This is a genomic window from Acidovorax sp. Leaf78 (assembly GCF_001422735.1).
Classification (GTDB): domain Bacteria; phylum Pseudomonadota; class Gammaproteobacteria; order Burkholderiales; family Burkholderiaceae_C; genus Acidovorax.
Map to the genome: position 1 here is coordinate 425,345 of NZ_LMLZ01000012.1, position 25,798 is coordinate 451,142.

Below are 25,798 nucleotides of genomic sequence, written 5' to 3' on the forward strand. Positions count from 1 at the left end.
GGGCGTTCGGACGCAGGGGCGGGGTCTTATTGCGTCTTGTTACCAAGATCGCGCGCAAAGCGCCGCGATGGAAGAATTTGCGTTGCATTCGGGCTTTACATTCGCGGGTTCTTCCGTCCGCTGCATGTCATTGCCCATGAAAACCACCTCGCTGATCTTCACTGCGACTTCCATTTTTCTGGCCCTGTCCGCCCCCACCCTGGCCCAGGGCCAGGTTGGAAAAATCCGGGACAAGGCCTACAACATCTCATCCCAGGATGCAGAGATGGACGCGGCCATCACCAAAGCGCGGGCCACGCTCGACGACTTTCTGAAAATCCAGGCCAACCCGCCCAAGGGCGCAGACGAGTTCAAGCTCAAGGTCATGTTCACGGGCGGCGGCAACTCCGAGCACATCTGGGTCACGCCTTTTCAGACCACCAAGACGGGATTCAAAGGCACGCTGGCCGGTGAGCCGCGTTACGTGACCCGCCTGTCCAACGGGCAGAACGTGACATTCACCCGCGCAGACATCACCGACTGGGGCTACACGCTGAACGGCAAACAAAAGGGCAGCTACACCGTGTGTGTGATGTTCAACCACATGCCTGCTGCCGACGCCAATCGGTACCGGCGCGACTATGGCTTCGAGTGCTGATCAACCATTGACCGGAAGACACCATGGGTTTTACCGCCAGCTGCTACTTCGTGACGGCTGAAGGCCAGCGTGTAGACCTCGCCACCGCCAACGACCTGTTCGAAGCCATCGCAGTCTGGGAGAACCAGGACTGGCAGCGCGAGGTAGCGAAGGCGCAGAACGTCACCGGTCAGTTCCCGTGCCTGTGGTGGGTTCGCATCGGCGAGCCCACCACGACCCTGAGCGTGTCGGGCGAGGGAGACGACCGGTTTCTGGTGATGCTCCAGGTGGTGGCCCGACCGGGTGTGCTCGGACTCTTCGGACGGGATGCGGCAAGCCCCACCGTAGACGGCGCGAGCACGGACCAGGTGCGGACTTTCCTTGCGCAGTTCTATGCGCTCGACAAGCATGCTTTGTGCGCGTGGGCCAAGACGGTGTCGTCACCTTGAGCGCCTGACGCGCTGACGCATTGGTGCACAGCGTTGCTTGCGAAAGCCTCGCATGTGCACATCCACGCGCAAAACGCGCTTGGCTTCGTGCATCAACACCGCGCATCTTCATGCAGGTGGCGCAGATGTTGGCCGCGCGTTCGCGGCCGATCGGCGCACTTGCCGACACGCCGCGGGCATGGTCCGCGGGCTTGCGTTGAATGGGCGTCAACGGCATCCCAAAATCCGGCATCTGCGCCGGAACGTGCGGCGAACTTGCCGTGCGTTGTCGCCGCAGTTTCGAGGGCACTTTTTGTGACCCTGCAGCCTGCTTTTGCTCCGTTTTTCGTTTGAAAATCGCGGTCCGTTGCGGCGCAAGCTTGTTTGTGAAGGCCACTTGATCGCGCTGCTAAACCCCGCCTCCCCGCCTGAGGAAGACTGCCTGGCGCAGCCACCAGGGCGGACGCACTGAAGGGAAGAACCGCCAATGACCACGTCCACCATCGCTTCACCTGCCGTCGCTCAACCGGTGCAGTTGCATCGCAAACCAACGGCGTCTGCCCATGGGCCCCAGCTTTCGGCAGACGCATGGTCGCTGCAGGCCATCCAGGCACTGCTCGACAAGCCGCTGATGGACCTGCTGTTCGAAGCGCAGACCGTGCACCGGCAACACTGGCCCGCAGGCGATATCGAACTGGCCACGCTGCTGTCGGTCAAGACCGGTGGCTGTCCCGAAAACTGCGGCTACTGCCCTCAGGCGGCCGAGTTCGACACAGGAGTGAAGGCGCAAAAGCTCATGGAGGTGGACGAGGTGGTGCGCGCCGCACAGGCCGCCAAGGATGCGGGCGCCACCCGTTTCTGCATGGGGGCGGCCTGGCGCGCACCCAAGGACCGCGACATCGAGAAGATAGGCGAGCTGATCACGGCCGTCAAGGACCTGGGCCTGCAGACCTGCGCCACGCTGGGCATGCTGGAACCTCACCAAGCCCATGCTCTTAAGGACGCCGGGCTCGACTACTACAACCACAACCTGGACACCGCGCTCGAGTACTACACCGATGTCGTCAGCACCCGCGCCTACCAGGACCGGCTGGACACCCTGCAGAACGTGCGCGGCGCCGGCATCAGCGTGTGCTGTGGCGGCATCGTTGGCATGGGCGAAACGCCGGTTCACCGTGCAGGGCTGATTGCACAGCTGGCCAACCTGAACCCGTACCCCGAGTCCGTGCCCATCAACAGCCTGGTGCGTGTGCCCGGCACGCCGCTGGCGGACAGCGAGCCCATCGACCCTTTGGACTTTGTGCGGATGATTGCCGTGGCCCGCATCACCATGCCCAAAGCCCGGGTGCGCCTGTCGGCGGGCCGCCAGCAGATGGGGGAGGCTGTTCAGGCGCTGTGTTTCCTGGCGGGCGCCAATTCGATCTTCTACGGTGACAAGCTGCTGGTGACCGGCAACCCGGACGTCGATGCGGACGTGCAATTGCTCGCCAAGCTGGGGCTGAACGGCCATCGCACGGGGGCCGCAGCGCCAGCGCACAGTTGAGTCGCGCCTGAATCAACAGCGGGCCCGGAAACACACGCCTGCTTGGGGGAGTTGCGCAGTGTGGCGTTATTGCGTTCGCGAACCGCTTCGACAAGGCTGCGGATGCGTCAGCCAGATGTCTGCGCCCCGTTGGCGGAGCCACGCGTGCCTACGGCCCAGTAGAACGTGGGGCGCGTGCCGTTGAGCGCATGCTCTCCGATCACGCGCGACTTGTAGATCACCGGGTTGTGCGAGGCCAGCGTGCGGGCATTGCGCCAGTGGCGGTCCAGGCGGCGGTCCTCCTGCAGCGCGCTGGCGCCGCCCACGTCGAACAGGCGCGTGGCGGCGGTCAGCACCGCCTCGGTCACGGCGACCTGGGCTTTGGCGGCGCGCAGCTCCACGTCGACCAGCAAATCCTCGGGCAAGGGCTCGCCGCGCAGGCGCCAGCGGTCCAGCTCGCCCAAACCGCGCGCCACCTCGCGTGCGGCCAGCGTGGCGATGAAGGCAGTGCTCGCCAGGTGGCCTATGACCTGCTGCACCAGCGGGTCTTCGCGCGGCACATCGCCGCTGGCATGGCTGAACACTCGCTGGCGCGGCTGCACGAAGGCGACCGCATCGCGCTCGATGGCACGCGCGATGCCGGCCAGCGTGGCGATGTGGAACAGCTGGAACACGGCGGTCATCAGCGTCGTGCCGCTGCGCGCAAAGTCGATGATGTCGCTGGCCGCCACCACCACCCGATCAAAGCGCGTGGTGCCCGAGGCCGTCAGGCGTTGGCCGAAGCCACGCCAGTCGTCGATGCACTCCACGCCCGGTGCATCGGTGGGCACCAGCGCGATGGTGCGTACCTGCGCGGGGTCGGCACCCTCGCGCTCGGCGGTGACTGCCACCCAGTCGGCGTACAGCGTGCCGGTGCTGTAGTACTTCTCGCCGCTCAACAGCCAGGTGCCGTCTTCTTGCTGGAACAGCCGGGTCTGCAGCCGGCCCAGGGCACCGTCGCCCGGTTCGGTGGTGGCGTTGCCGAAGATGGAGCCATCGGCCACGCGCCGCAGCCAGGGCGCGCGCTGATTGGGCTCGAACTCGGCCATCACGCGCTCCACAAAGCCGAAATGCGCACGCAGGGCCTGGGGCAGGTTGGAGTCGGCCTCGGCCAGCTCGATCAGCAGGTCGTAGAGCTGCTCGGGCGTGGCGCCGAAGCCGCCGTGCTCGATGGGCACACGCAGTGCGCCGAACCCGGCTTCGCGCAGCCAGCCAATGGGCTGGTGGGCCAGCTCGCGCGCATGTTCGCGCTGGGCAGCATGCTCGGCAATGCGTTTGAAAATCGGGTGAAAACGCTCAACGAGAAAGTCGTGCGTCGGGGGATTGCGGGACATGGGCAGCTTCTCGGGATGGGGCGAGCAGGGGCCCGCACGATGGTGTGCGCCCATGCTAGGCAGCGCGCCCAGCACCCCGAACGAAGGAATGTGCGACTGCAAATGCGGCGGGTGCATAAGCAGCGGGCTGGCGCAGGTCTTGATCGTCTTTCGGTACTTACGGTACTTGTGGTCATTGCGCATATCGATAGCTGAAAAGCTTCTAGCGACCATGCCCTGCGCGGGCTGAACCGGGGGCACAGTCAACGGCTTCTTGCGCCGTCCTGGGCATTGCGATTCGGGCGGTCTACACCGTTTTTATTCAAGATTGCATTCGCCATGGCCAGAACCCCCAAGATCGTCGCCGTCTCCGGCGGCCTGCAGCGCCCCTCCCGCACCCTGGCGCTGGTGCAGCAGCTGCTGAAGGGCCTGTCGGATGCCTTGCCCGTAGACACGCGGCTGATCGAGTTGGGCGAGCTCGTGCCCCAGTTCGGCAGCGTGCTGCAGCGCTCCCATCTGCCTCCCGCCATCGAAGCCGTGCTGCGCGATATCGAATCCGCCGACCTGTTGCTGGTGGCCAGCCCGATCTACCGCGGCTCCTACACCGGGCTGTTCAAGCACCTGTTCGACTTCGTGCACCACGAAGCGCTGATCGATGTGCCCGTGCTGCTGGCCGCCACGGGCGGCAGCGACCGGCATGCACTGGCCATCGACCACCAGCTGCGGCCCCTGTTCAGCTTCTTCCAGGCGCACACGCTGCCCATCGGCGTGTATGCGACCGACAAGGAGTTCGACAACTACCAGGTGAGCAGCGATGCGCTGCGGGCACGCATTGCCCTGGCCGTTGAGCGCGCCCTGCCGGCTTTGCGCCAGCGGGCACACGGGCTTGTGGAAATCCCGGTTCTCTCGCTGGCCTGACCCATCCTCCGCGCAGCGAGGCATGCGGGCAGCGCACACGCGGCCCGCATGCCGGTTTCCTTTTGACGGTGATCCCGCATGACAGATACCCAATCCCCACCACCACAGGCCACACCCGATCAGCGGCCCCGAGCGCCCGACGCATCGCGCGTGCAGCGGCTGCACAGCGACCAGGAGGCCCTGGACGCCGCACACCGGCTGGCCGCGCTGTTTGCGCCGGGCGCCTCCGGGCGTGACCGCGAGAGGCGCCTGCCGTGGGCCGAGCTTGATCTCTGGTCCGAAAGCGGGCTGGGCGGCATCACTGTGCCGCGCGCCTATGGCGGAGCGGACGTGTCCTTCACCACGCTGGCCGAGGTGTTCGTGATCCTTTCGGCAGCCGACCCGGCGCTGGGGCAGATTCCGCAGAACCATTTCGGCGTGCTGGGCGTGCTGCGCGAAGTCGGCACCGACGCCCAGAAGGCGCGTTTCTACGTCGAGGTGCTGGCTGGCCACCGCTTAGGCAATGCGGGGCCCGAGCGGCGCTCCAAGACCATCCTGCATGGCCAGACGCGCCTGGCGCAGACGCCGCAGGGCTTGCGGCTGAGCGGAGAACGCTTTTATTCCACCGGCGCATTGTTCGCCCACCGGGTGCCCACGCGCGCGTTGGACGACGAGGGCCGCGCCGTGCAGGTCTGGGTGCCGCGCGGCGCGCCCGGGCTCACGGTGGTCGACGACTGGTCGTCCTTCGGCCAGCGCACCACCGCCAGCGGCACCGTGCGCTTCGACAACGTGGCCATCGACGCGGTCGATGTGCTGCCCATCTGGCAACTGGCCGACCGGCCGGGGCTGTTCGGACCGTCGTCGCAGCTGGTGCAGGCCGCCATCGACCAGGGCATTGCCCAGGCGGCGCTGGCCGACGCCCTGGCCTTCGTGCGCGAACGCGCGCGGCCCTGGATCGACTCCGGGCTGCAACAGGCGACCGACGACCCCTACATCATCCAGGAAGTGGGCCGACTGCAGGTGGACCTGCATGCCGCGCACGAGGTGCTGCGCGAAGCCGGCCAGTTGCTGGACGCCATCCGCGCCGCGGGCACGGTGACGGCCGAGGACAGCGCCCGCGCATCGGTCGCCGTGGCCGAAGCCAAGGTGCTGACCACGCAGATCGCGCTCGATGCCTCCGAGAAGCTGCTGGAGCTGGCGGGTTCGTCCGCCACGCGCGAGGCGCACAACCTGGGACGCCACTGGCGCAACGCCCGCACTCACACCCTGCACGATCCCGTGCGCTGGAAGGCGCACCTGATCGGCAACTACCTGCTCAACGGTATCGCCCCACGGCGGCACTCCTGGAACTGAAATGATTTGGCTACCCCCTGAGTCGCTTCGCGCCTTCCCCCTGGAAGGGGGACGCCGCCCCTGCGGCGGGGCGGCCCTTGCACGGCGGCCGCTGGCCTGTAGCGCGCCAGTTTCTTGGACCGCGCCTGTTGCGCAATGCTCAACGGATATCTGACATGGCCCTCGAATTGTTGAACCCATCTGAAGACGCGCAGGGCGCGCCGCCACAAAAACGTCCCGCTGGCGAGCCACCTGCACACCCGCCAGCCCAGCCCGTGCAGCGCATCCGCGACGATGCGCACGCCCTCGAAGTCGCCCGCGCGCTGGCCGCTGACTTCGCGCGCGATGCGGTGGTGCGCGACCGCGACCGCCTCCTGCCCTGGGACGAACTGGACCGCTTCACGGCCAGCGGCCTGTGGGGCATCACGGTTCCGCGCGCCTACGGCGGGGCAGGGGTGTCGAACGTCACCCTGGCCGAGGTCATCGCCACCATCTCGGCGGCCGACGGCTCGCTGGGCCAGATTCCGCAGAACCACTACTACGCGCTCGAAGTGCTGCGCGTGGGCGGCAGCGATGCGCAAAAGGCCTTCTTCTACCGCCGCGCGCTCGACGGCGAGCGCTTTGGCAACGCCCTGGCCGAGATCGGCCACAAGGATTTCAAGCGCCGCACGCGCCTGACCACCGACGACCCTGCCGGGTGGCGGGTGGACGGGCAGAAGTTCTACTGCACCGGCGCGCTGTTCGCGCACTGGATCCCCACTCTGGTCAGTGCGCAGCAGGATGGGCGCGATGTGACGCTGCTGGCTTTCATCCCTCGGCGGGCCGAGGGTGTCGCCATCGTCGACGACTGGGATGGCTTTGGCCAGCGCGTCACCGGCAGCGGCTCCGTGTCGTTCGACGCGGTGGCGGTCGACCCGGCCTGGGTCGTGCCCTTTCTTGCCTCGTTCGAGCGGCCCACCCCCATCGGCCCGTTCGCGCAGCTGCTGCATGCGGCCATCGACCTGGGAATCGGGCAGGGCGCCTTGCAGGCCACGCTGCCCTTCGTGCGCGAGCAGTCCCGGCCCTGGATCGATGCCGGCGTGGACCGCGCCAGCGACGACCCGCTGACGATCCGCCAGGTGGGCGATGTGGCGGTGCGGCTGCGCGCCGCCCAGGCACTGCTGCGGCGCGCCGGCCACTTTGTCGACCAGGCCCAGGCTGCGCCCGGCGAGGCCAGCGTGGGTGCCGCCTCCATCGCTGTGGCCGAGGCCCGCGTGTTGACCACCACCGCATCGCTGGACGCCGGCAACCGTCTGTTCGAGCTCGCCGGCACCGGCGCCACGCTCGACGGCCTGGGTCTGGACCGCTTCTGGCGCAACGCACGCACCCACACCCTGCACGACCCGGTGCGCTGGAAGTACCACGCCATCGGCAACTACTACCTCAACGGCCAGTTGCCGCCACGCCACGGCGCGCTGTAGGGCCCTGTCACCACGTCTTTTTGCCATCAGGAGTTGCATGTGATCGTCCGTCCCGATTTTTCTGACCCTGCGGCCTCGCGCCGCCGCCTGCTGCAGGCGGGATCTGCCATCGCCCTCGCGGGCCTGGGTGTGCCTGCGGCCGCAGCGCTGAAGGAGCAGCCAGGTACCACCAAGGTACTCAAGGTGGGCGTGACCACCGGGCCGCACGAGCAGACCTTCGAGGTGGCCCGGCGTGTTGCCGAGCGCGACTACGGGCTCAAGATCCAGATTGTGCCTTTCACCGACTACAGCCGGCCCAACGCCGCGCTCGATGCCGGCGACCTCGATGCCAACAGCTTCCAGCACCGGCCTTTCCTTGCGGCCCAGGTGCGCGCGCGTGGCTACAAGATCGTGGGGTTCGGCCGCACCTGGATCGGGCCGATCGCCATCTACTCCAAGAAGTACAAGTCCATCGCCGAGCTGCCCGAAGGCGCCCGGGTGGCCATACCGAACGACCCGGCCAACGAGAGCCGTACTCTGCTGCTGTTGCAAAAGGCTGGCCACATCAAGCTGCGCACCGGCATCGACCCGATAGCAGGCATCAACGCGACGCCGCGCGACGTGACCGAGAACCCCAGGAAGCTGCGCTTCGTGGAGATCGAGGCCGCCCAGTTGCCACGCACGCTGGACGATACCGACGCCTCCGCCGTGAATGCCGACTATGCGATCAAGGCCGGCCTCAATCCTGCCAAGGATGGCATCCTGGTCGAGGACAAGGACGGCCCCTACGCCTGCCTGATCGCAGTGCGCGAGCAGGACCAGGCGCAGCCCTGGGTGCAGCAACTGGTCAAGGCCTACCAGACCGAGGAGGTGCGCGATTTCATCGTGAAGACCTTCGGCGGCGGCGTGATCCCGGCGTTCTGACACCATGGCCACCCCGAAGAAGCAGATCCTGCTCAACGCGTTCAACATGAACTGCGTGGGCCACATCAACCACGGCCTGTGGACGCACCCGCGCGACGAATCGGCTGCCTACAACACCATCGAGCACTGGACCGGCATCGCACGCACGCTGGAGCGCGGGCTGTTCGACGGCCTGTTCATCGCCGACATCGTGGGCGTGTACGACGTCTACCAGGCCAACGTCGATGTGACCCTGCGCGAATCGATCCAGCTGCCGGTGAACGACCCGATGATGCTGATCTCGGCCATGGCGGCGGTCACGCAGAACCTGGGCTTTGGCGTCACGGTGAACCTCGGCTACGAGCTGCCCTACCTGCTGGCGCGGCGCTTCTCGACCCTGGACCACCTCACGCGCGGGCGCATCGGCTGGAACATCGTCACCGGCTACCTCGACAGCGCGGCGCGGGCCATGGGCCTCGCCGAGCAGCTGCCGCACGACGAACGCTACGACCGGGCCGATGAATTCCTCGAAGTGCTCTACAAGCTCTGGGAGGGCAGCTGGGAAGAGGGCGCCGTGCGGCGCGACCGCGCCGGGCGCGTGTACGCCGACCCGGCCAAGGTGCACAAGGTGCAGCACCAGGGCCGCTATTACCAGGTGGACGGCTACCACCTGGCCGAGCCCTCGCCGCAGCGCACGCCCGTGCTGTTCCAGGCCGGTAGCTCAGGCCGGGGCCAGCTTTTTGCCGGGCGGCACGCCGAGTGCGTCTTCATCTCCCCACCCAACAAGGCCGCCGCGAGCAAGAGCGTCGATGCGCTGCGCGAGGAGCTGGTGCGCGCCGGCCGGCGGCCGGACGACGTGAAGGTCTTCATGGGCACCGCCGTGGTAACCGGCGCCACGCAGCAGCAAGCGCGCGAGAAGTACGAGGACTACAAGCGCTACGCCAGCCGCGAGGCCGGCCTGGCTCACTTCGCAGCCAGCACGGGCGTGGACTATGCCCGCTACGACCTGGACGAGCCCATTGTCTACGGCGCCACCAATGCCATCGAGTCGGCGGCCCGCACCGCCGCCCAGCACGGCTGGACGCGCCGGCAGCTGCTCGAACTGTTCGAGCTCGGCGGCCGCTACCCGGCTATCGTCGGCGATGCGGGCCAAGTGGCCGACGAGCTGCAATCCTGGATCGACGAGACCGGCGTGGACGGCTTCAATGTGAGCCGCACTGTGGTGCCCGAAAGCTATGAGGACTTCGTGGACTTCATCGTGCCGGAGCTGCAGTCGCGAGGTGTCTACAAGACTCAGTATGCGCAGGGCAGCCTGCGCAAGAAGCTGTTTGGCGAGGCGGACTATCTGCCCGCACGCCACGCGGGGGCGCAGTACCGGCGACCGGGCGCACCGGGCAGCGACAGTGCTGGTAGTGACAGCGAGAAGAAGTCAGCTATCAGTGTGTGAGCGAGGGGTGTAAACCACCCTCCAGGCCACTGCGGCTATTCAAAAAGCATGGACGCGCTCCAGCGCGTTGCGCACCGCCGCAATCGCCGCCCCGACCTCAGGCCCGTCACGGTCCCTGGGCTGCGGCAGGTCGATACCGATCGACGCGCTGATGCGGCCCGGGCCTGCCTCCAGCACCAGCACGCGGTCGCCTAGGTACACGGCCTCGTCGATATCGTGCGTCACCATCAATACGGCGATGCGGTGTGCACGCGCCACGCGCAGCAGCAAGTCCTGCAGCTTCAGGCGCGTAAAGGCGTCCACGGCTGAAAACGGTTCGTCCAGCAACAGCACTCGCGGTTGCGCGAACAGTCCGCGCGCAATGGCCACGCGCTGGGCCTGCCCGCCAGACAGCTCCTTGGGCAGGCGGGCGCCGAACCCGGCCAGGCCCACCTCGTCCAGCAACTGCGCCACGCGCGCGGCATCGGTGGATTCCTCGCCGTCGAAAGCGACATTGCCGGCGACGGTCAACCACGGAAAGAGGCGCGGCTCCTGAAAGACGAAGCGGATGTCCCGCGTGGGCCCGGCCGTGGCCCGGCCCGCCAGGCGCACCTGGCCGTCGTAGTCGCGCTCCAGCCCGGCGGCAATGCGCAGCAGGGTGCTTTTGCCGCAGCCGCTGGCCCCGACCAAGGCAACGCATTCGCCTTCCTGCAGTTGCAGGTGCACGTCGCGCAGCACCTCGTGTCCGGCGAATTCCTTGCGCCGCACGCGCACGTCGAGCAAGGGGTGGTGGGTTGCGGTCGTCATCGCGTGGCCACCGTGTCGCGCCAGGCAAGCCAGCGGTTCTCCAGCGCCTGCATGCCGCTGTCGGTGAGCTTGCCCATGAGTGCCAGCAGCACGATGGCCGCCAAAACAATGTCGGCGCGTCCAGTTTCGCGCCCGTCGGTCAGCAGGTAGCCCAGGCCGCGCGTGGCAGCGATCAGCTCCGCCGCGACCATGAACATCCAGGCCAGCGACAGCCCGTTGCGCAAGCCCGTCCACACCGCGGGCAGCGCTGCAGGCAGCAGCACGCGGCGGGCCAGGGCGATTGGCCCGAGGCCCGCCATCTCGGCCACCTCGACCAGCTTGCGGTCCACGTCCCGAAGGCCCGAGGCCACGCCCATGTAGACCGGGAAGAAAGCGCCAATGGCAATCAGCGCCAGTTTGGCGCCTTCGTCGATGCCCAGCCACAGCAGCAGCAGCGGCACCCAGGCCAGCGAAGGAATCGCGCGCAGGGCCTGGAAGCTCGGGTCCAGCACCGCCTCGGCGCGCCGGCTCAGGCCCACCCAGACGCCCAGGGCAATGGCCAGGCCAGCGCCCAGCACAAAGCCGGCCAGCACCCGCGCGGTGCTGACCAGCACATGGCCTGCCAGGCCCTGCTCGGCCAACGCCAGCAGCGTGCGTGCGATCTCGCTCGGTGGGGGCAGCAGATGGGGTGCCACCCACCCCAAGCGCACCGCCAGCTCCAGCCCGGCGAGCAACACCAGGGGCAGCGCGGCGCCCAGCCAGCGTGAGGGCGTGCCGCGTACTGACCGAGGACGCTGTGTGCGCAGGTCTCGCGCTAGGGTAGGGGAGGTGACGTTGGTTGCCTCCAGCGGGGGGACGGCGCTCATGGGCAGTTCAGGCCGCAGCGCCCGCCAGATGGGCGCGTGCGAACTGTGTGTCCACCAGGTCGGCGATGACCTTGTTCAGGTTGGTGCCGGGTTTGACCAATTGCTCCTCCAGCAGGATCGGCGAGGCCGCCTGCAGTGCCTTGACGTGTTCGGACGATGGCAGCGGGTTGCTCAGGTCGGTACGCAGCTTGAGTTGCAGCAGCGCCACTTCCAGGCTGACCTTGGCCTCTTCTGACAGGATGCGCGCGGCCTCGACGGTGTTGGCCTGCGTCCACTTGCGTGCGCGTTCGTACGCACTGATCACGCGCAGCAGCACGGCCGGGTGGCGCGCCTGGAAGTCCTCGCGCACGTTGAGAAACCCATAGGTGTTGAAGGCCACGTTGCGGTAGATGAGGCGCGAGCCTGCGTCAAGCTCGCTGGCCGCCATCAGCGGGTCGAGGCCCGCCCACGCGTCCACGCGCCCTTGTTCCAGGGCCACGCGGCCATCGGCGTGCTGCAGGCCCACGTGTTCGATGTCGCTGCGGCGCAGCTTGACGGTCTGCAGGGCGCGCAGCAGGAAGAGATAGGGGTCCGTGCCTTTGGTCGCGGCGACCTTTTTGCCCTTGAGGTCGGCCAGCGTGCGGATGGGCGAATCACGGCGCACCACCAGCGCAGTCCATTCGGGCCGGGAAAAGATATAGGGCGTACGAATGGGGTTGCCGTTGGCGCGCGCAAGCACGGCGGCCAGGCCGGCGCTCGAGCCGATGTCGATGCTGTTGGCGTTGAGGTATTCGAGCGCCCGGTTGCTGCCGGCGCTGAGCACCCATTTGACGTCGATGCCGTCCTTCTTGAACTCCTGCTCCAGCCAGCCGAAGCGGCGCAGCACCAGGCTGGTGGGCGAGTAGTAGGCGTAGTCCAGGCGCACTTCCTTGGGCGCGTCGGCCGCGCGCACCACGGCAGGCAGGGCAAAAGTGGTGGCGCCGGCGGCGGCAGCGTGAAGGACGGAACGGCGTTTCATGGCAAGGCTCCGGCAGGGCAACAAGGGGGGAGAAAAAGCCAGGCCCCGCCGGATCACGGCGTGGGCCCGGGGATACTCGACAGGGTCTTAGAACGCTGGAACGAGCGAGCCGTTGAACTTGGTCTCGATGAAGCTCTTCACTTCGGCCGACTGATAAGCCTTGACCAGTTGCTTGGCCCAGGGCTTGTCCTTGTCGGCGCGGCGCACGGCGATCAGGTTGGCGTAGGGGCCCTGGGGCGATTCCTTGATCACGGCGTCCTTGGCCAGGGTGAGGCCGGCCTTTTCGGCATAGTCGTTGTTGATCGAGGCGATCGTCAGGTCATCAAGCGAGCGCGGCAGTTGCGCCGCGTCGAGCGGCACCAGCTTGAGCTTTTTGGGGTTGGACACCACGTCGAGCGGCGTGGCGTTGTTGTTCTTCACGGCCTCGGGCTTCAGGGTGATCAGCTTGGCCTCCTGCAGCAGCAGCAGGGCGCGGTTGCCGTTGGAGGGGTCGTTCTGGATACCCACCGTAGCGCCTTCGGGCAGCGCGTCGATGCTCTTGATCTTGCGCGAGTAGAAGCCCAGCGGCGCGGTGATGGTCAGGCCCACGGGCACGATGTCGAAGCCGCGTGCCTTGTTCTGGTTGTCCAGGAAGGGCTGGTGCTGGAAGGCGTTGGCATCCAGGTCGCCCGCCGCCAGGGCGGCATTGGGCAGCTGGTAGTCGTTGAAGACCACGACCTCGATGGCCAGGCCGTCGCGGGCCGCGACCTTCTTGACCACTTCGAAGATCTGGTCGCCGTTGCCGACGGAGACACCCACCTTGAGCGTCTTCTTGTCCTGCGCGTGCAAGGTGCCGTGGGAGGCGAGGAGGGCGGCGGAGGCCAGCGAGATCGCAGTGATCATCGCGGCGCGGCGGCGGACTGTGTGCAGCATGGTGGTCGGCATGAAAGTGTGTAAGAAGGCGCCGACTGTGGCCGTGCACGGCACATTCCCCAACGAAGAAATGCGCGCAACCTTATGCGGCTGCCACACAAGCGCGGTGTGCGAATAGGCCATTTTTGCTACCCCGGGCGGCTCGCTATGGCCTCTTACTTGAAATCCGCATAAGCACGCGCCGAATGCGTCGTTCCCTCTAGCGCTGCCCGTTCCCATACTCGGCTGCTTCGATGTTCAGGGCCTGCCCGGCATGCGCACCTGTTGTGGGCGTGCCGCGGGGCCATTGCTTTTCCATGACTGCTGTCACCCCCTTGCATCCCCCTGCGCACAACGCTGTACCGGTGATCCGGCTCGAATCCGTGCAGAAGTCTTTCACGCTGCCCAACGGCGAGCGGTTTGATGCCGTGCGCTCGTTGTCTCTGGACATCCATGCCGGCGACATCTTTGGCCTGATCGGCAAGAGCGGCGCGGGCAAGTCCACGCTGCTGCGACTGATCAACCTGTTGGAGCGCCCCGACGCTGGCCGCGTGATCGTGGGCGGGCGCGACCTGACCACGCTGTCGCGCAGCGAGCTGCGCGACACGCGCCAGAGCCTGGGGATGATCTTCCAGCAATTCAACCTGATCCAGAACGCCACGGTGGCCGACAACGTGGCTTTTCCGCTCAAGATCCACGGTCACCACACGCGCGCCGAGATCCAGGAGCGCGTGCGCGAATGCCTCAGGCTGGTGGGGCTGGAGGCGAAGATCGACACCTATCCCGCCCAGCTGTCAGGCGGCCAGAAACAGCGCGTGGCCATTGCCCGCGCGCTCGCTCCGCGCCCCAAGGTGCTGCTGTGCGACGAGCCGACTTCAGCCCTGGACAGCGAGACCACCCAGGAGCTGCTGGCCACGCTGCGCGACATCAATCAGAAGATCGGCGTGACCATCGTCATCGTGACGCACGAGTTGCCGGTGGTCGAGTTGCTGTGCCGCCAGGTCGCCATCCTGGAGCAGGGCGAGCTGATCGAGCAGTTTGCCGTGGATGCGCCGCCCGCACAGCGCCGGACCGCGCTGGGCCGCGAGATCGACACCCTGGTACGCCGCCGCGAACGCGATGCACGGGAGGACGCCGCCGCGGCTGCGGGCTATGCCGCACGCGCCAACGGCACGCAAGGAGTGGCGTATGCCTGAGAACATCGTCGCCATCCTGCCCGAGCTGGGCGTGGCCATTGGCCAGACCTTTTTGATGCTGGCCATCGGCCTGAGTGCCGCGCTGCTGATCGGCGGGCCGCTGGGCATTTTGCTGTTCCTGCTGAGCCCAGGCCAGTCGTTGGCCAACAAGCCGGTGTTTTTGGTGCTCAACTGGATCGTGAACACCGTGCGTTCGTTCCCGTTCATCATTTTGCTGGTGGCGCTGGTGCCGTTCACGCGTCTCATTGCGGGCACGTCCATCGGCCCGCTGGCTGCCGCGGTGCCGCTGTCGGTGGCCGCCATCCCTTATCTGGCACGCCTGGTCGACCAGTGCCTGCGCGAGGTACCCCGGGGCGTGATCGAGGCCGCGCACGCCATGGGCGCGAGCGAGCTGCAGATCATCTGGCGCGTGCTGATCGTCGAGGCCCGCTCCGGTCTGGTGCTGGCGTTCACGGTGCTGTCGGTGAGCTTTCTTTCCTACTCCGCCATTGCCGGCGTGGTGGGCGGTGGCGGCATCGGCGACCTTGCCATCCGCTACGGGTACTACCGCTTCCAGACCGACGTGATGGTGCTGACCGTGGCCCTGCTCGTGGTGCTGGTGCAGATTCTGCAGTTTGTGGGCACCACGGCCGCTCGTCGCCTGGACAAGCGCTGAACCCTGTTTCTTTTCCTATTTCGAGTCACATCCATGAAAAACGCATTGCTCCGCCGTTCCGTCCTTTCCCTGTCGTTGGTGGCACTGTCCATCGGTGTGCTGGTGCCGCTGCAAGCCAATGCCCAGGCCGCGAAGAAGGAGCTCACCATCGGCGGTACCGCTGGCTCCAACATCGATCAGCTCAAGCAGGGCATCGTGCCGCTGCTGGAAAAGAAGGGCTACAAGGTCAAGCTGGTCGAGTTCAACGACTATGTGCAGCCCAACCTGGCTCTCGCACAAGGCTCGCTCGATGCCAACTTTTTCCAGCATCTGGTGTACTTGAAGAAGTTCGCAGCCGACCAGAAGCTCGACATCGTCGAGCTGGTGCAAGGACCCATCGCGCCGCTGGGCGTTTACTCCACCCAGCGCAAGACTCTGGCCGAGGCCAAGGACGGTGACCGTTTCACCTTGCCCAACGACCCGAGCAACCTGGCGCGGGCCCTGGTGCTGCTGGAGCAGAACAAGCTGATCACGCTCAAGGGCGGGATCGACCCCATCCGCGCGTCCGAGAAGGACATCGAGCAGAACCCGCGCAAGTTCAAGTTCATCCCGCTCGAAGCTGCCCAGCTGCCGCGCTCGCTCGGCGACACCGAGTACGCCATCATCAACGGCAACTTCGCGATCTCCTCGGGCCTCAAGCTCACCGAAGCCGTGGCGCTGGAGAAGACGCCCGACCATTACCTCAACGTGGTGGCCGTCAAGCGCACCGACAAGGACGAGGCCTGGGCCAAGGACCTGGTGGAGGCCTACCGCTCCAAGGAATTCCAGGCCGTGGTGGACAGCAAATTCCGCGGCTACGCCAAACCCGCGTTCCTGCAGTAAGCGCAGCAGGTAAACACCCGATTGTCCCGGTATGTGCGTGCTGGCGATCTTCGATGCTGAAGGCACCTGGGGGCAGACCCATGTCTGCGACCACCTGCTGGAGCACAACCTGCAGGCTCTGGGAGTGCGCTGGGGGCGGCAATACATTGAAGCGGGCGTGCAGCTGGATATTGACGTGTTGGCACCATTGCACCGACTCTGGGGCACCAGCTCAGTAGAACGGGTACGGTGGGGAGCAGGTGAAGGCACGCGGCCTCAAACGCCTCCCGATGCCCTTGCCGTGCATTGGGTCCTGTCGGGCACATTGCTGGTCTATCTGCAGGCCAGCGATGGCTATGTGGGTGTGCTGTGCGAGGCTGGCGAATGGATTTCGATACCTGCGGGTTTGGCCTGTGCGTTGGACGCTGGCGGCACGTCAGACGTCGATCTTCTGCTATTTTTGGCCGCAGTGAAGGCACCTCCAGCACGACAGGAGCTGTCTACGTCAAGTCTTCCCTCGCACGAGGCTTTCGTCGAAACCATGCTGGAGATGACGGGGTACGCCAACGACGAGTAAGGGGGCGCTGTGGGGGCCGTCAGCGTTGAGCCTGCGAGCGAGTGGCTAGTAGCTTTGTCAAGGCTGCATTTCAATTCTGAGGTCGCACACACACCCTACGGCTGAGGTTCGGCGGGCTAAGCAGGGCGCCCCTGAGGCACCTGCCTTCTGGCACGCGCGCCGGTGTGGCCATCCAGTGCCAGCCGTACGCGACGTGCCAGGTCTTTCATTCCGTACGGCTTCTTCAGGATGTCGAATTCAACACCTTCGATATCGTCCGTCATGTTTCCATCGCCGGCATATCCTGTGGTGAGCAAAATTGCGATGCCGGGGTGGCGGCTGCGCAGTTGGCGGGCCAGCATGAATCCGTTCATGCCGCCAGGCATCAGCACATCCGAGAAAACCATGTCCGGCCGGTTGCGTGTATCGCCGCCGGGCTCTCCGATCCACGCCAGCGCGGTGGCCGCGTCGGTCTCGATATGGACGCTGTAGCCCAGACTTTCCAGCATCGCGCCTGCCAGATCGGCCACTTCGCGGCGGTCGTCCACCACCAGAATCAGCTCTGTGCCCCCGCGCTCCGACGACTCGTCGTCGTGAATCTCCCGAGCGTTTGACGGCTGGGTGGTGGCAGGGAAGTAAAGCCGCACGGTGGTTCCGATGCCGACTTCGGAATACAGGTTGACGGTGCCGCCGGACTGTTTGGCAAAGCCATACACCATGGACAGGCCGAGCCCGGTACCCTTGCCCTCGGGTTTGGTGGTGAAAAACGGGTTGACCACCTGCTTGATCAACTCCGGCGGAATGCCTTCTCCGGTATCGGTGATGGTCATCGAGACATAAAGGCCGGGCCGCAGGCCACCGAACGCGGTGACGTCCGTCCCAGTGACCTGGACGTTGGAAGTGGATACGGTCACCCGTCCACCGTGCGGCATCGCGTCCCTGGCATTGGTGATGATGTTGAGGATGGCCAGTTCGAGCTGCGTCGGGTCGACCTGGCAGTTGGCCAGGTCTGGCGCCAGGTCCATGTGCAACTCGATGCCGCCGTCCACGGTGTCTTCGATCAGGTTGCGAATGTTCTCGGCTGCAGCGTTCAGGTTGATCGGGCGCCCCTCAAGGCGTTGCTTGCGTGCGAACGCCAGCAGTTGCTGGGTTAGGGTGGAAGCTTTCTTGACGGCCGCTGCGGCACTGTCGGCGCTGGCCAGGACAGACTCATCGCCCTTGTGGGTCTTGACGCGGCGCTTGAGGATTTCCAGGTGGCCGGAGATCACTTGCAGCAGGTTGTTGAAGTCGTGCGAGATACCGCCCGTCAACTGGCCCAGTGCCTCCATCTTCTGAGCCTGCGCCAGCGCCTGCTCTGCATCGCGGCGGCGACTCACGTCGAGTTGGGAGGCGAAGAAGTAAACAAGCTCTTTGTTCTTGTTGTAGACAGGCGAGATGTACAGCGCATTCCAGAACGACGTGCCGTCCTTGCGGTAGTTGAGAATTTCGGTCGTTATCTCTGTGCGGTCGGCAATCGCTTGCCGTACCGACGCGACTGTGGCGCGGTCGGTACCGGAACCCTGCAGAAACCGGCAATTCGCGCCCAAGACTTCATCGCGCGAATAGCCGCTCATGGACAGGAACGCGCGGTTGGCAAACACAACAGGGTTGTCGGGTTGCCTTGGGTCCGTCACGAGCATGGGCATGCGCGTGGTTTCAATCGCCGTGAAAAAGATATCGTCGTCGTGATCCGATATGGTGGTCACGTTGGAACCGAGCAGCGACACCTCGGGTGCGGCGGATCCGGTGATGGGCGGCTTTTCGGGTTCAGAACTCATGCGGCATTAGACCGAAAAAGACGCGGGCGGCATGCAGGACAAGGGCCTGAAAAACGCCGATCGTTGTATGGACGAGACGCACGGATTGCACTGCCTTGCGGGTCACCAACCTCCGCCGGTGCACCAGCCCCACCACCTCGAACTGAATCAGCGAGCCAGCCGCCGAAGCATTGAGGCAACAGGCTCTGGGTCGTGTTGTTGGCTGCCTACCGCTAATCACGTAGGACAACGCGCCGACATAAACGTTGCTGGAGGGCGTCGCTGAGGTTGTAACGGCCGCCCCTCTACAATGATTTACACCCTGCCAGATTTGTTGGCAGGGCCGATTCCCCATGCCGAGAGATTTATGACCAACCTGACGACCCAGATCCTTGACGCACTGCATGACAGCAAACGGGAGGCTTTGATCCGCGAGTGGATCGACGAGGCGCGCACCCGCAATGCCGGACTTCCGCGCTCTGCCGCTACGGATGCCGCAGAGCTGGCGTCGGCCATGGCGCGGTCCTTGGGCGAGGGGGCCAGCATTGAGTCCTTCTCGGATCCAAAATGGTCGGCTTTGCAGCAGGTCCTTGCGGCGCTGTCCCGGTCCGGCGCGGCACAAGGGCAAGGTGCGGGGGAAACCAGCCTTTTCGTGCTGGCGCTGAAGAAGCCTCTGCTGTCAGCCCTGCACGGTCAATTGCAAGGCAGTGACAGTCTTCAGATCATGTCGGCATTTTGGGGACTGACCACATTGGTGGACAACATGGCCCAGTTCACGGCGACCACCTTCCAGCGTGCGCGTGAAGAGATCATCACCCGCCAGCAGGAAGAGCTGCTGGAGCTGTCGACGCCCGTCGTCAAGCTGTGGGACGGCGTGCTGGCGGTGCCGATGATCGGTACCCTGGACAGCAACCGCACCCAGATCGTGATGGAGACGCTGCTGCAGTCCATTGTGGACACGGGTTCCGAACTCGCCATCATCGACATCACCGGCGTGCCCACCGTGGATACGCTGGTAGCGCAGCATCTGCTCAAGACCGTGACGGCCATTCGCCTCATGGGGGCGGACTGCATCATCAGCGGCATTCGCCCGCAAATTGCGCAAACCATCGTGCACCTGGGCATTGATCTTCAGGGCGTCAGCACCAAGGCCACGCTGGCCGATGCGCTGGCCTTGGCGCTACAGCGCACCGGCTGGCGCATCGCCCGCCAGGTCGCCTGATCGGGACGCGGCAATCGTATGGACCGTATACCAATTTTGCGCATGGGCTCGACCCTGCTGGTCACCATCCAGGTGGACATGCAGGACCAGACTGCACTGGCGCTGCAGGACGACCTGGCAGACCGCATTGCCAAGACCGGCGCCAGCGGCGTGATGATCGATATCTCGGCGCTGGAGATCGTGGATTCCTTTGTCGGCCGCATGCTGGCCAGCATCTCTGGCATTGCCCGCATCTTGTCAGCCACTACGGTGGTGGTGGGCATGCAGCCTGCAGTGGCCATCACCCTGGTGGAACTGGGACTGTCTCTGGACGGCGTGAAGACCGCCCTGAACGTGGAACGAGGCCTGGCGCTGCTCGACCGCGCGCGCAAGGAGGCCGGTTTTGTCAGTTGAACGCGCCGGCACGCTGCCGCTGGAGTCCGAGCAACACATCGTGGCCACACGCCAGACCGTGCGCTCGCTGTGCCAACTGCTCAAATTTTCGCTGGTCGAGCAGACCAAGATGATCACCGCGGCCAGCGAGCTGTCTCGCAACACGCTGATCCACGGCGGTGGCGGCCGCATGCGCTGGGAGGTGCTGGAGGCCGGTGCGAAGACGGGTCTTGCCCTGCACTTCGAGGACGATGGCCCTGGCATCGCCGACATGAAGCTGGCCATGACTGACGGCTGGACGTCGGGGGGTGGCATGGGACTGGGCCTGCCGGGCAGCAAGCGCTTGGTCAGCGACTTTACGGTGGATTCTGCGCCTGGAAAAGGCACTCGCGTGAGCATCACCAAGTGGAAGTGAGCCTGGGGTGGAGCCATCGACCCTTTCCCATGACGGACGCCAGTTGCGTGGGGGACGCGCGGCGGTTCTGTGCACGCACGGTGCTCGACTGGGGATGGAGCGAGCTGGACGCGGGGCGCCTGTCCATTGTGGTCACCGAGCTGGGCACCAACCTCGTACGGCACGCAGAGCAGGGGCAGTTGTGGATTGCTGTGGTGCCTGCCCGGCACGAGGTGGAACTGATCGCACTGGACAAGGGCCCTGGCATGGCGGACGTGCAGCGGTCCAGCCTGGACGGCATATCCACCGGAACGGGGTCGCCAGGCACAGGCCTGGGCGCCATACGCCGTTTGGCGAGCGATTTCGACATCCATTCCGCGCCGGAAGGCACGGTGTGCCTGGTGCGGATGCGTGCCTCAGGGCAGCCGCCCGCGTCCGAGCGCCGCTGGGGCGCCGTGAGCATCGCGGCACCTGGCGAGACAGTGTGTGGGGATGGCTGGGCGGTGGCGGAGGAAGGCAACAGGCTGGCTGCCGTGGTGTCCGACGGCTTGGGGCATGGACCGCACGCTGCACAGGCGTCCGATGCTGCGCTGGCCGCGTTTGCTGCGGCCCCTTTCGATCCGCTGGAGACCTTGGTTCAGGATGCGCACCGGGGGTTGCAGACAACCCGCGGAGCAGCGCTGTTCGCCTTGCGGATGGATGCCGGTCAGTTGCACTACGCTGGGGCGGGCAACGTGGTGGGGCGCGTGCTGTCTGGCGTGTACGACCGCTCGATGCTCACACAGCACGGCACGGTGGGCGTGCAGTTGCGCAAGACGGAGGTCACCACGCAGGACATGCCCCAGCATGCTCTGGCGGTGCTGCACAGCGATGGCATCACCTCGCGCTGGAAGGCGGCCGAAGTGGTGCCGCTGCTGCAGCGCGACCCCACGCTGATCGCGGCCTCGTTGCTGTGGCGGCAGATACGTGGTCGCGACGATGCCACCGTGCTGGTGGTGAAACAGGGGAATGTTCTTGAGTGACGATCTGACAACCCGGCTGGACCAAAGCCAGGCCGAGGCGCTGGCCCTGCAGGGCGAGGTGCAGGCCCTGCGGGCCGAGCTGGAGGAAACCAACCGCGGCGTCGTGGCACTGTATGCCGAGCTGGACGAGCAGGCCGAGCAGTTGCGCCACGCCACGCAGCTCAAAAGCCGCTTCCTTTCGTACATGAGCCACGAGTTCCGCACGCCCATAGGCGCCACGCTGAGCATCGCCCGCCTGCTGCTCGACCATGTGGACGGCCCGCTCACCGCGGAGCAGGAGCGCCAGGTGCGCTTCATCCAGAGCACCTGCGAAGAGTTTTCGGTGATGGTGGACGACCTGCTGGATCTGGCCAAGATCGAAGCTGGCCGGCTCGACGTCTCGCCAGCCTGGTTCGAGATGATGGACCTGTTCGCAGCGCTGCGTGGAATGTTCAAGCCGCTCTTGGACAATGACGAACTCAATCTGGTGTTCGAGGAGCCCATGGGCCTGCCGCGGCTGTTTACCGATGACCGCAAGCTCTCACAGATTCTGCGCAACTTCGTCTCCAACGCCCTCAAGTTCACGGCGCGCGGCGAAGTCAGGGTGTCGGCCACGCTGGAAAGCGGGAACATGGTGCGCTTTTCGGTGTCCGATACTGGCATCGGCATTGCGCCCGAGCACCTGGAGAGCCTGTTCAACGACTTCTCCCAGGTCAACGCCCCCATTCAAAAGCGGCTGCGCGGCACGGGTCTGGGCCTCGCACTGTCCAAACAACTGGCCGTGTTGCTGGGCGGCTATGTCAGCGTGCACAGCGTGGTGGGTGAGGGGTCGGTCTTTTCCGTCATCGTTCCTGTCCAGATGCTCCCTGGCAAGGACGGCATCGAGAGCTGATCCACAACATGCCTACATCCGCCATGATTTCGCCGACCATAGACCGCAGCTTGCACACGGTCCTTGTGGTCGACGACAACCCCGTCACCCGGTATGCGACGGCACGGGTGATTCGTGCCGCGGGGTTTCATACCGAAGAGGCGGACACCGGCTCGGCGGCCATTTCCGCGGCTCAGCGCGATATCTCCGCGGTAGTGCTGGATGTGCATCTGCCGGACATGGACGGTTTTGAAGTCTGCCGAGTGCTGCGCGCCGACGCGAAGACCGAGCTGACGCCCATCATTCACCTGTCTGCCACCTATGTGCAGAGTGAGCACAAGGTGGCGGGACTCAATGCCGGGGCCGATGCGTACATGGTGCACCCTGCCGAGCCCGCACTGATGGTGGCCACGCTGCAGGCGCTGATCCGTGCACGCACGGCCGAAGAAAAGCTGCGGCGCAGCGAGACAAGGTTTCGCGCCATTTACGACCAAGCGCCGGTGGCCATGATGCTCATCGACGAAGCAGGCCGCTTCGCCGACCTGAATCCCGCCGCAGAGGCGCTGCTGCAGCGCCCGCGCGGCGATCTTATCGGGCAGGTGGTAACGTCGCTGGCACCCTCGGGATGGCAGGCTTTTGTGCAGAGCTGCATGGAAGCCGGGTCTGCGGTGGACTGGAAGGGCGAGTTCCCGCTTATTCGGGGCGACGGGAAGGAGGTGTTGCTTGACTGGAGCATGTCCGATCACGTCGAGCCGGGCTTGCGCATCGGCATCGCCACGGACCTGTCCGAGCGCATCGACTTCGAGCGCCGGCGCGAAGAACTGCTGGAGCGCGAGCAGGCTGCGCGGGTGCTGGCGGAGCGCCACAGCCGCACCAAGGACGACTTTGTGGCGGTGCTGTCGCATGAACTGCGCACTCCGCTCACGCTCATTACGGGCTGGGTGCACATGCTCAAACGGCCCAACACCAAACCCGAAATGCTGGCGCGTGGTATCGACGCGATCGAGCGAGGGGCCAAGGCGCAGGGACGCATCATTTCGGACATCCTGGATGTCTCGCGCATTGCCTCTGGCAAGTTGCGGCTGCACCGCGAATGGGCCAAACCGGGGGAATTGGTGCGCGTCTCCATCGACGCCGTGCGCGACCAGGCGCAAGCCAAGCAGATCACCCTGGAGGTGATGAGCGGGGACGTCGATGAGCCGGCCTGGCTTGATGTCACGCGGTTTCAACAGATCGTGTGGAACCTGGTCACCAATGCCATCAAGTTCTCAGAATCAGGCGGCTTGGTGCAGGTGCGACTGCAACACGACGGAGACGAACTCACATTGGTCGTGCAAGACCACGGTGCGGGCATCGACGCGGCTTTTGTGCCCTATCTGTTTCAGCGGTTTACGCAGAGTGGTGCTCCGGGAAACCGAGCCCACGGCGGCCTGGGCCTGGGCTTGTCCATTGTCAAGCATCTGGTGGATTTGCATGCCGGCACCATTTCCGCGTCCAGCCAAGGCGCCGGCCATGGCACGACCATGACGGCGCGGCTCATGGTGGGATACGAAGAGGCCCAGGCAGCTTCCGACGATGGGCAAGTGGCCTCACCGGTTCATGAATCTCGCATTTTGCAGGGCAAGGACGTCCTGGTCGTGGACGACAACGCCGACACCAGCGAGATGCTCAGCATCGTTCTCTCCGACGAAGGGGCGCGGGTGCGCGTAGCCGACAGCTACGAGGCCGCCCTGGCCCAGTTCGACTTGGCGTGGCCCGATCTGTTCGTGAGCGACATCGGCCTGCCGGGCCGTGACGGCTACGACCTCATCGCCAAAGTGCGGGAGCTTGAGGCGGCTGCTGGTCGACCGCACTTGCGGTCAATTGCGCTTACCGCCTTTGCGCGGCCCCAGGATCGCGACCGGGCACTGGCGGCGGGCTTTGATCAGCACCTGGGCAAGCCGCTGCAACCCCACTTGCTGTTGCAGGCCCTGTCCTAGGCCGCCGGACCACCTCAGAAAGCCTGACGCGGGACGCAGGGGCACGCACAGGGCAAGTGCACTTGCCGCACAGTCGTACGAACGTTCCCCAAAGTCAGGATGATTGCGCGTACGAAAAGTGCGGGCACCGCAAGTCGGGGCAAGATGAGGGCAATGCGGCCACTCAGGTGGTCCGCTGCGGCTACTACTGTCTGTGCTGGGCGAGGACATTGAGCGGGATGCGCAGATACGCCACGCCGTTGTCTTCTGCCGGTGGCAACTGCCCCGCACGGATGTTGACCTGGATCGACGGCAGAATGAGCGTGGGCATTTCGAGCGTCGCATCCCGGGCATTCCGCAGCGCTACGAACTCGTCTTCGCTGACTCCGTCGCGCACATGGATATTGGACGCGCGCTGCTCCGCAACCGTTGTTTCCCACGCCGCGTCGCGGACTTCCGGGGGATAGTCGTGGCATACAAACACGCGCGTCTCCGATGGGAGTTCGAGCAGGCGGTGGATTGATCGATACAGCGTATGCGCGTTACCACCTGGAAAGTCTGCACGCGCGGTGCCGACGTCCGGCATGAACAGCGTGTCGCCGGTGAAAACGGCGTCTTCGATCACGTACGCGAGGTCGGCTGGAGTATGCCCCGGCACCCACAGGGCAGTGGCTTTCACGTCACCGATGTGGAAGACCTCTCCGTCTTTGAGCAGGTGATCGAACTGGTTGCCATCGGGCAAGAACGCGGGCCCCAGGTTGTACAGCTGCTTGAACGTTGCCTGCACCTCGCGGATGCGCTCTCCGATGGCGATCTTGCCGCCGACCTGCTCCTGAACATAGTGGGCGCCAGAGAGGTGGTCCGCATGGGCATGCGTTTCAAGAATCCACTCCACGGTGATCTCGTTCGCGCGAACGTAGTCGAGCAATGCATCGGCGGACTTCGTGCTGGTGTGGCCTGACTTGGAGTCGTAGTCCAGAACGGGGTCGATGATGGCGGCGCGCCGGCTCGCCGCGTCGGTCACCACATACGAGACCGTGCCGGTTGTGGTGTCGAAGAACGATTGGATGGAGATCCGGCTCATGATCGGCTCGCTTCAGTATGTTGACTTTGATTATATATTTTAATATATTGTTTCCCAGCTACCCAATGCGATCACATGGCAAACCAGTCTCTCACCCTTGACCCGCAGGCATTGCGAAGCGCCGCTGGGCAGGCCGTGGCCACCCTCAAGGTCCTCGCCAACGAGGACCGGCTGCTTTTGCTGTGCCAGCTTTCGCAGGGCGAAATGTGCGTGAGCGAAATGGAAGAGGCCCTGGGCATTCGCCAGCCAACCTTGTCTCAGCAGCTGGGCGTACTGCGATCAGAAGAGGTCGTGTCCACGCGACGTCAGGGCAAGAACATTTACTACTCTGTCGCAGATGCGGCGTTGCTTGACATCCTGGCGGTGCTCTACCGCCTGTACTGCCCGAAGGATTGACC

The 25,798-nt window shown here is 65.4% G+C and carries 26 protein-coding genes; 19 read left to right on the forward strand and 7 right to left on the reverse strand.

The genetic code is table 11. The annotated features are described in order from the left end of the window. Positions 1-136 precede the first annotated feature (136 nt). From ASF16_RS10335 to bioB, 3 genes are all read left to right on the forward strand, one after another. Complete coding sequence (locus tag ASF16_RS10335) at positions 137-637, forward strand: YegJ family protein (RefSeq protein WP_056166059.1); 501 nt, start codon at positions 137-139, stop codon at positions 635-637. A gap of 23 nt (positions 638-660) precedes the next feature. After that, complete coding sequence (locus ASF16_RS10340) at positions 661-1,065, forward strand: hypothetical protein (protein ID WP_056166062.1); 405 nt, start codon at positions 661-663, stop codon at positions 1,063-1,065. A gap of 466 nt (positions 1,066-1,531) precedes the next feature. Further along, positions 1,532-2,587: a biotin synthase BioB gene (gene bioB / locus ASF16_RS10345; protein WP_056166065.1), complete on the forward strand. Its 1,056-nt coding sequence runs from the start codon at positions 1,532-1,534 to the stop codon at positions 2,585-2,587. Between the two features lie 107 nt (positions 2,588-2,694). Here the strand turns inward: bioB and ASF16_RS10350 are convergent, their stop codons facing one another. Further along, the gene (locus ASF16_RS10350) at positions 2,695-3,939 is read right to left on the reverse strand and encodes an acyl-CoA dehydrogenase family protein (protein WP_056166523.1); all 1,245 of its coding nucleotides are present in this window, start codon (positions 3,937-3,939) and stop codon (positions 2,695-2,697) included. Between the two features lie 318 nt (positions 3,940-4,257). Between ASF16_RS10350 and msuE the strand changes: the two genes are divergently transcribed. The 5 genes from msuE (at position 4,258) to ASF16_RS10375 (ending at position 9,936) form a co-directional block, all read left to right on the forward strand. Beyond that, positions 4,258-4,836 (forward strand): FMN reductase, encoded by a 579-nt coding sequence (gene msuE / locus ASF16_RS10355; protein WP_056166068.1) that lies wholly within the window; start codon positions 4,258-4,260, stop codon positions 4,834-4,836. 78 nt (positions 4,837-4,914) lie between these two features. Next, on the forward strand, positions 4,915-6,168 hold the full coding sequence (locus ASF16_RS10360) for an SfnB family sulfur acquisition oxidoreductase (RefSeq protein ID WP_056166070.1): 1,254 nt from the start codon (positions 4,915-4,917) through the stop codon (positions 6,166-6,168). A gap of 155 nt (positions 6,169-6,323) precedes the next feature. Then, positions 6,324-7,607: an SfnB family sulfur acquisition oxidoreductase gene (locus tag ASF16_RS10365; protein ID WP_082516838.1), complete on the forward strand. Its 1,284-nt coding sequence runs from the start codon at positions 6,324-6,326 to the stop codon at positions 7,605-7,607. 90 nt (positions 7,608-7,697) lie between these two features. Continuing rightward, the gene (locus ASF16_RS10370) at positions 7,698-8,510 is read left to right on the forward strand and encodes a MetQ/NlpA family ABC transporter substrate-binding protein (RefSeq protein ID WP_369817136.1); all 813 of its coding nucleotides are present in this window, start codon (positions 7,698-7,700) and stop codon (positions 8,508-8,510) included. 4 nt (positions 8,511-8,514) lie between these two features. After that, the gene (locus tag ASF16_RS10375; RefSeq protein WP_056166076.1) at positions 8,515-9,936 is read left to right on the forward strand and encodes an LLM class flavin-dependent oxidoreductase; all 1,422 of its coding nucleotides are present in this window, start codon (positions 8,515-8,517) and stop codon (positions 9,934-9,936) included. Positions 9,937-9,975: 39 nt separating this feature from the next. On the opposite strand, the gene ASF16_RS10380 is transcribed toward ASF16_RS10375, so the two are convergent. From ASF16_RS10380 to ASF16_RS10395, 4 genes are all read right to left on the reverse strand, one after another. Continuing rightward, positions 9,976-10,722, reverse strand: a complete 747-nt coding sequence (locus ASF16_RS10380) for an ABC transporter ATP-binding protein (protein ID WP_056166080.1) — start codon at positions 10,720-10,722, stop codon at positions 9,976-9,978. Continuing rightward, on the reverse strand, positions 10,719-11,567 hold the full coding sequence (locus ASF16_RS10385) for an ABC transporter permease (RefSeq protein ID WP_082516839.1): 849 nt from the start codon (positions 11,565-11,567) through the stop codon (positions 10,719-10,721). The genes ASF16_RS10380 and ASF16_RS10385 overlap by 4 nt, the downstream gene beginning before the upstream one ends. Positions 11,568-11,574: 7 nt before the next feature. Next, positions 11,575-12,564: an aliphatic sulfonate ABC transporter substrate-binding protein gene (locus ASF16_RS10390; RefSeq protein ID WP_056166084.1), complete on the reverse strand. Its 990-nt coding sequence runs from the start codon at positions 12,562-12,564 to the stop codon at positions 11,575-11,577. Between the two features lie 87 nt (positions 12,565-12,651). Further along, positions 12,652-13,476, reverse strand: a complete 825-nt coding sequence (locus ASF16_RS10395) for a MetQ/NlpA family ABC transporter substrate-binding protein (RefSeq protein ID WP_056166531.1) — start codon at positions 13,474-13,476, stop codon at positions 12,652-12,654. Between the two features lie 296 nt (positions 13,477-13,772). Here ASF16_RS10395 and ASF16_RS10400 point away from each other — a divergent pair, with 296 nt between their 5' ends. The 4 genes from ASF16_RS10400 to ASF16_RS10415 are packed head-to-tail and all read left to right on the forward strand — an operon-like array spanning position 13,773 to position 16,723. Then, positions 13,773-14,651 (forward strand): methionine ABC transporter ATP-binding protein, encoded by an 879-nt coding sequence (locus ASF16_RS10400; protein WP_056166086.1) that lies wholly within the window; start codon positions 13,773-13,775, stop codon positions 14,649-14,651. Further along, a complete protein-coding gene (locus ASF16_RS10405) occupies positions 14,644-15,306 on the forward strand; it encodes a methionine ABC transporter permease (RefSeq protein WP_056166091.1) in 663 nt (220 codons plus the stop codon). The genes ASF16_RS10400 and ASF16_RS10405 overlap by 8 nt, the downstream gene beginning before the upstream one ends. 33 nt (positions 15,307-15,339) lie before the next feature. Then, entirely contained in the window at positions 15,340-16,167 is an 828-nt protein-coding gene (locus ASF16_RS10410; protein WP_056166096.1) for a MetQ/NlpA family ABC transporter substrate-binding protein, read from the forward strand. A gap of 31 nt (positions 16,168-16,198) precedes the next feature. Beyond that, entirely contained in the window at positions 16,199-16,723 is a 525-nt protein-coding gene (locus ASF16_RS10415) for a hypothetical protein (RefSeq protein WP_056166099.1), read from the forward strand. A 116-nt stretch (positions 16,724-16,839) separates the two neighbouring features. On the opposite strand, the gene ASF16_RS10420 is transcribed toward ASF16_RS10415, so the two are convergent. Then, complete coding sequence (locus ASF16_RS10420) at positions 16,840-18,519, reverse strand: histidine kinase famiy protein (protein ID WP_056166102.1); 1,680 nt, start codon at positions 18,517-18,519, stop codon at positions 16,840-16,842. Between the two features lie 346 nt (positions 18,520-18,865). Here ASF16_RS10420 and ASF16_RS10425 point away from each other — a divergent pair, with 346 nt between their 5' ends. The 6 genes from ASF16_RS10425 to ASF16_RS10450 are packed head-to-tail and all read left to right on the forward strand — an operon-like array spanning position 18,866 to position 24,337. Continuing rightward, positions 18,866-19,720 carry an STAS domain-containing protein gene (locus tag ASF16_RS10425; protein ID WP_056166105.1) on the forward strand — a complete coding sequence of 285 codons (855 nt, stop codon included), beginning with the start codon at positions 18,866-18,868 and terminating at the stop codon, positions 19,718-19,720. 18 nt (positions 19,721-19,738) lie between these two features. Beyond that, complete coding sequence (locus ASF16_RS10430; protein WP_056166108.1) at positions 19,739-20,113, forward strand: STAS domain-containing protein; 375 nt, start codon at positions 19,739-19,741, stop codon at positions 20,111-20,113. Further along, positions 20,103-20,507 (forward strand): anti-sigma regulatory factor, encoded by a 405-nt coding sequence (locus tag ASF16_RS10435; RefSeq protein WP_056166110.1) that lies wholly within the window; start codon positions 20,103-20,105, stop codon positions 20,505-20,507. The genes ASF16_RS10430 and ASF16_RS10435 overlap by 11 nt, the downstream gene beginning before the upstream one ends. A 29-nt stretch (positions 20,508-20,536) precedes the next feature. Then, a complete protein-coding gene (locus ASF16_RS10440; RefSeq protein ID WP_056166534.1) occupies positions 20,537-21,508 on the forward strand; it encodes an ATP-binding protein in 972 nt (323 codons plus the stop codon). Between the two features lie 16 nt (positions 21,509-21,524). Continuing rightward, positions 21,525-22,379, forward strand: coding sequence for a sensor histidine kinase (locus ASF16_RS10445; protein WP_369817137.1), 855 nt, complete (start codon positions 21,525-21,527; stop codon positions 22,377-22,379). A 23-nt stretch (positions 22,380-22,402) separates the two neighbouring features. Next, positions 22,403-24,337 (forward strand): response regulator, encoded by a 1,935-nt coding sequence (locus tag ASF16_RS10450; RefSeq protein ID WP_369817135.1) that lies wholly within the window; start codon positions 22,403-22,405, stop codon positions 24,335-24,337. A 184-nt stretch (positions 24,338-24,521) separates the two neighbouring features. On the opposite strand, the gene ASF16_RS10455 is transcribed toward ASF16_RS10450, so the two are convergent. Beyond that, complete coding sequence (locus ASF16_RS10455; RefSeq protein WP_056166119.1) at positions 24,522-25,400, reverse strand: MBL fold metallo-hydrolase; 879 nt, start codon at positions 25,398-25,400, stop codon at positions 24,522-24,524. 75 nt (positions 25,401-25,475) lie between these two features. Between ASF16_RS10455 and ASF16_RS10460 the strand changes: the two genes are divergently transcribed. Further along, on the forward strand, positions 25,476-25,796 hold the full coding sequence (locus tag ASF16_RS10460) for a helix-turn-helix transcriptional regulator (protein ID WP_056166123.1): 321 nt from the start codon (positions 25,476-25,478) through the stop codon (positions 25,794-25,796). The last annotated feature ends 2 nt before the right edge of the window (positions 25,797-25,798 follow it).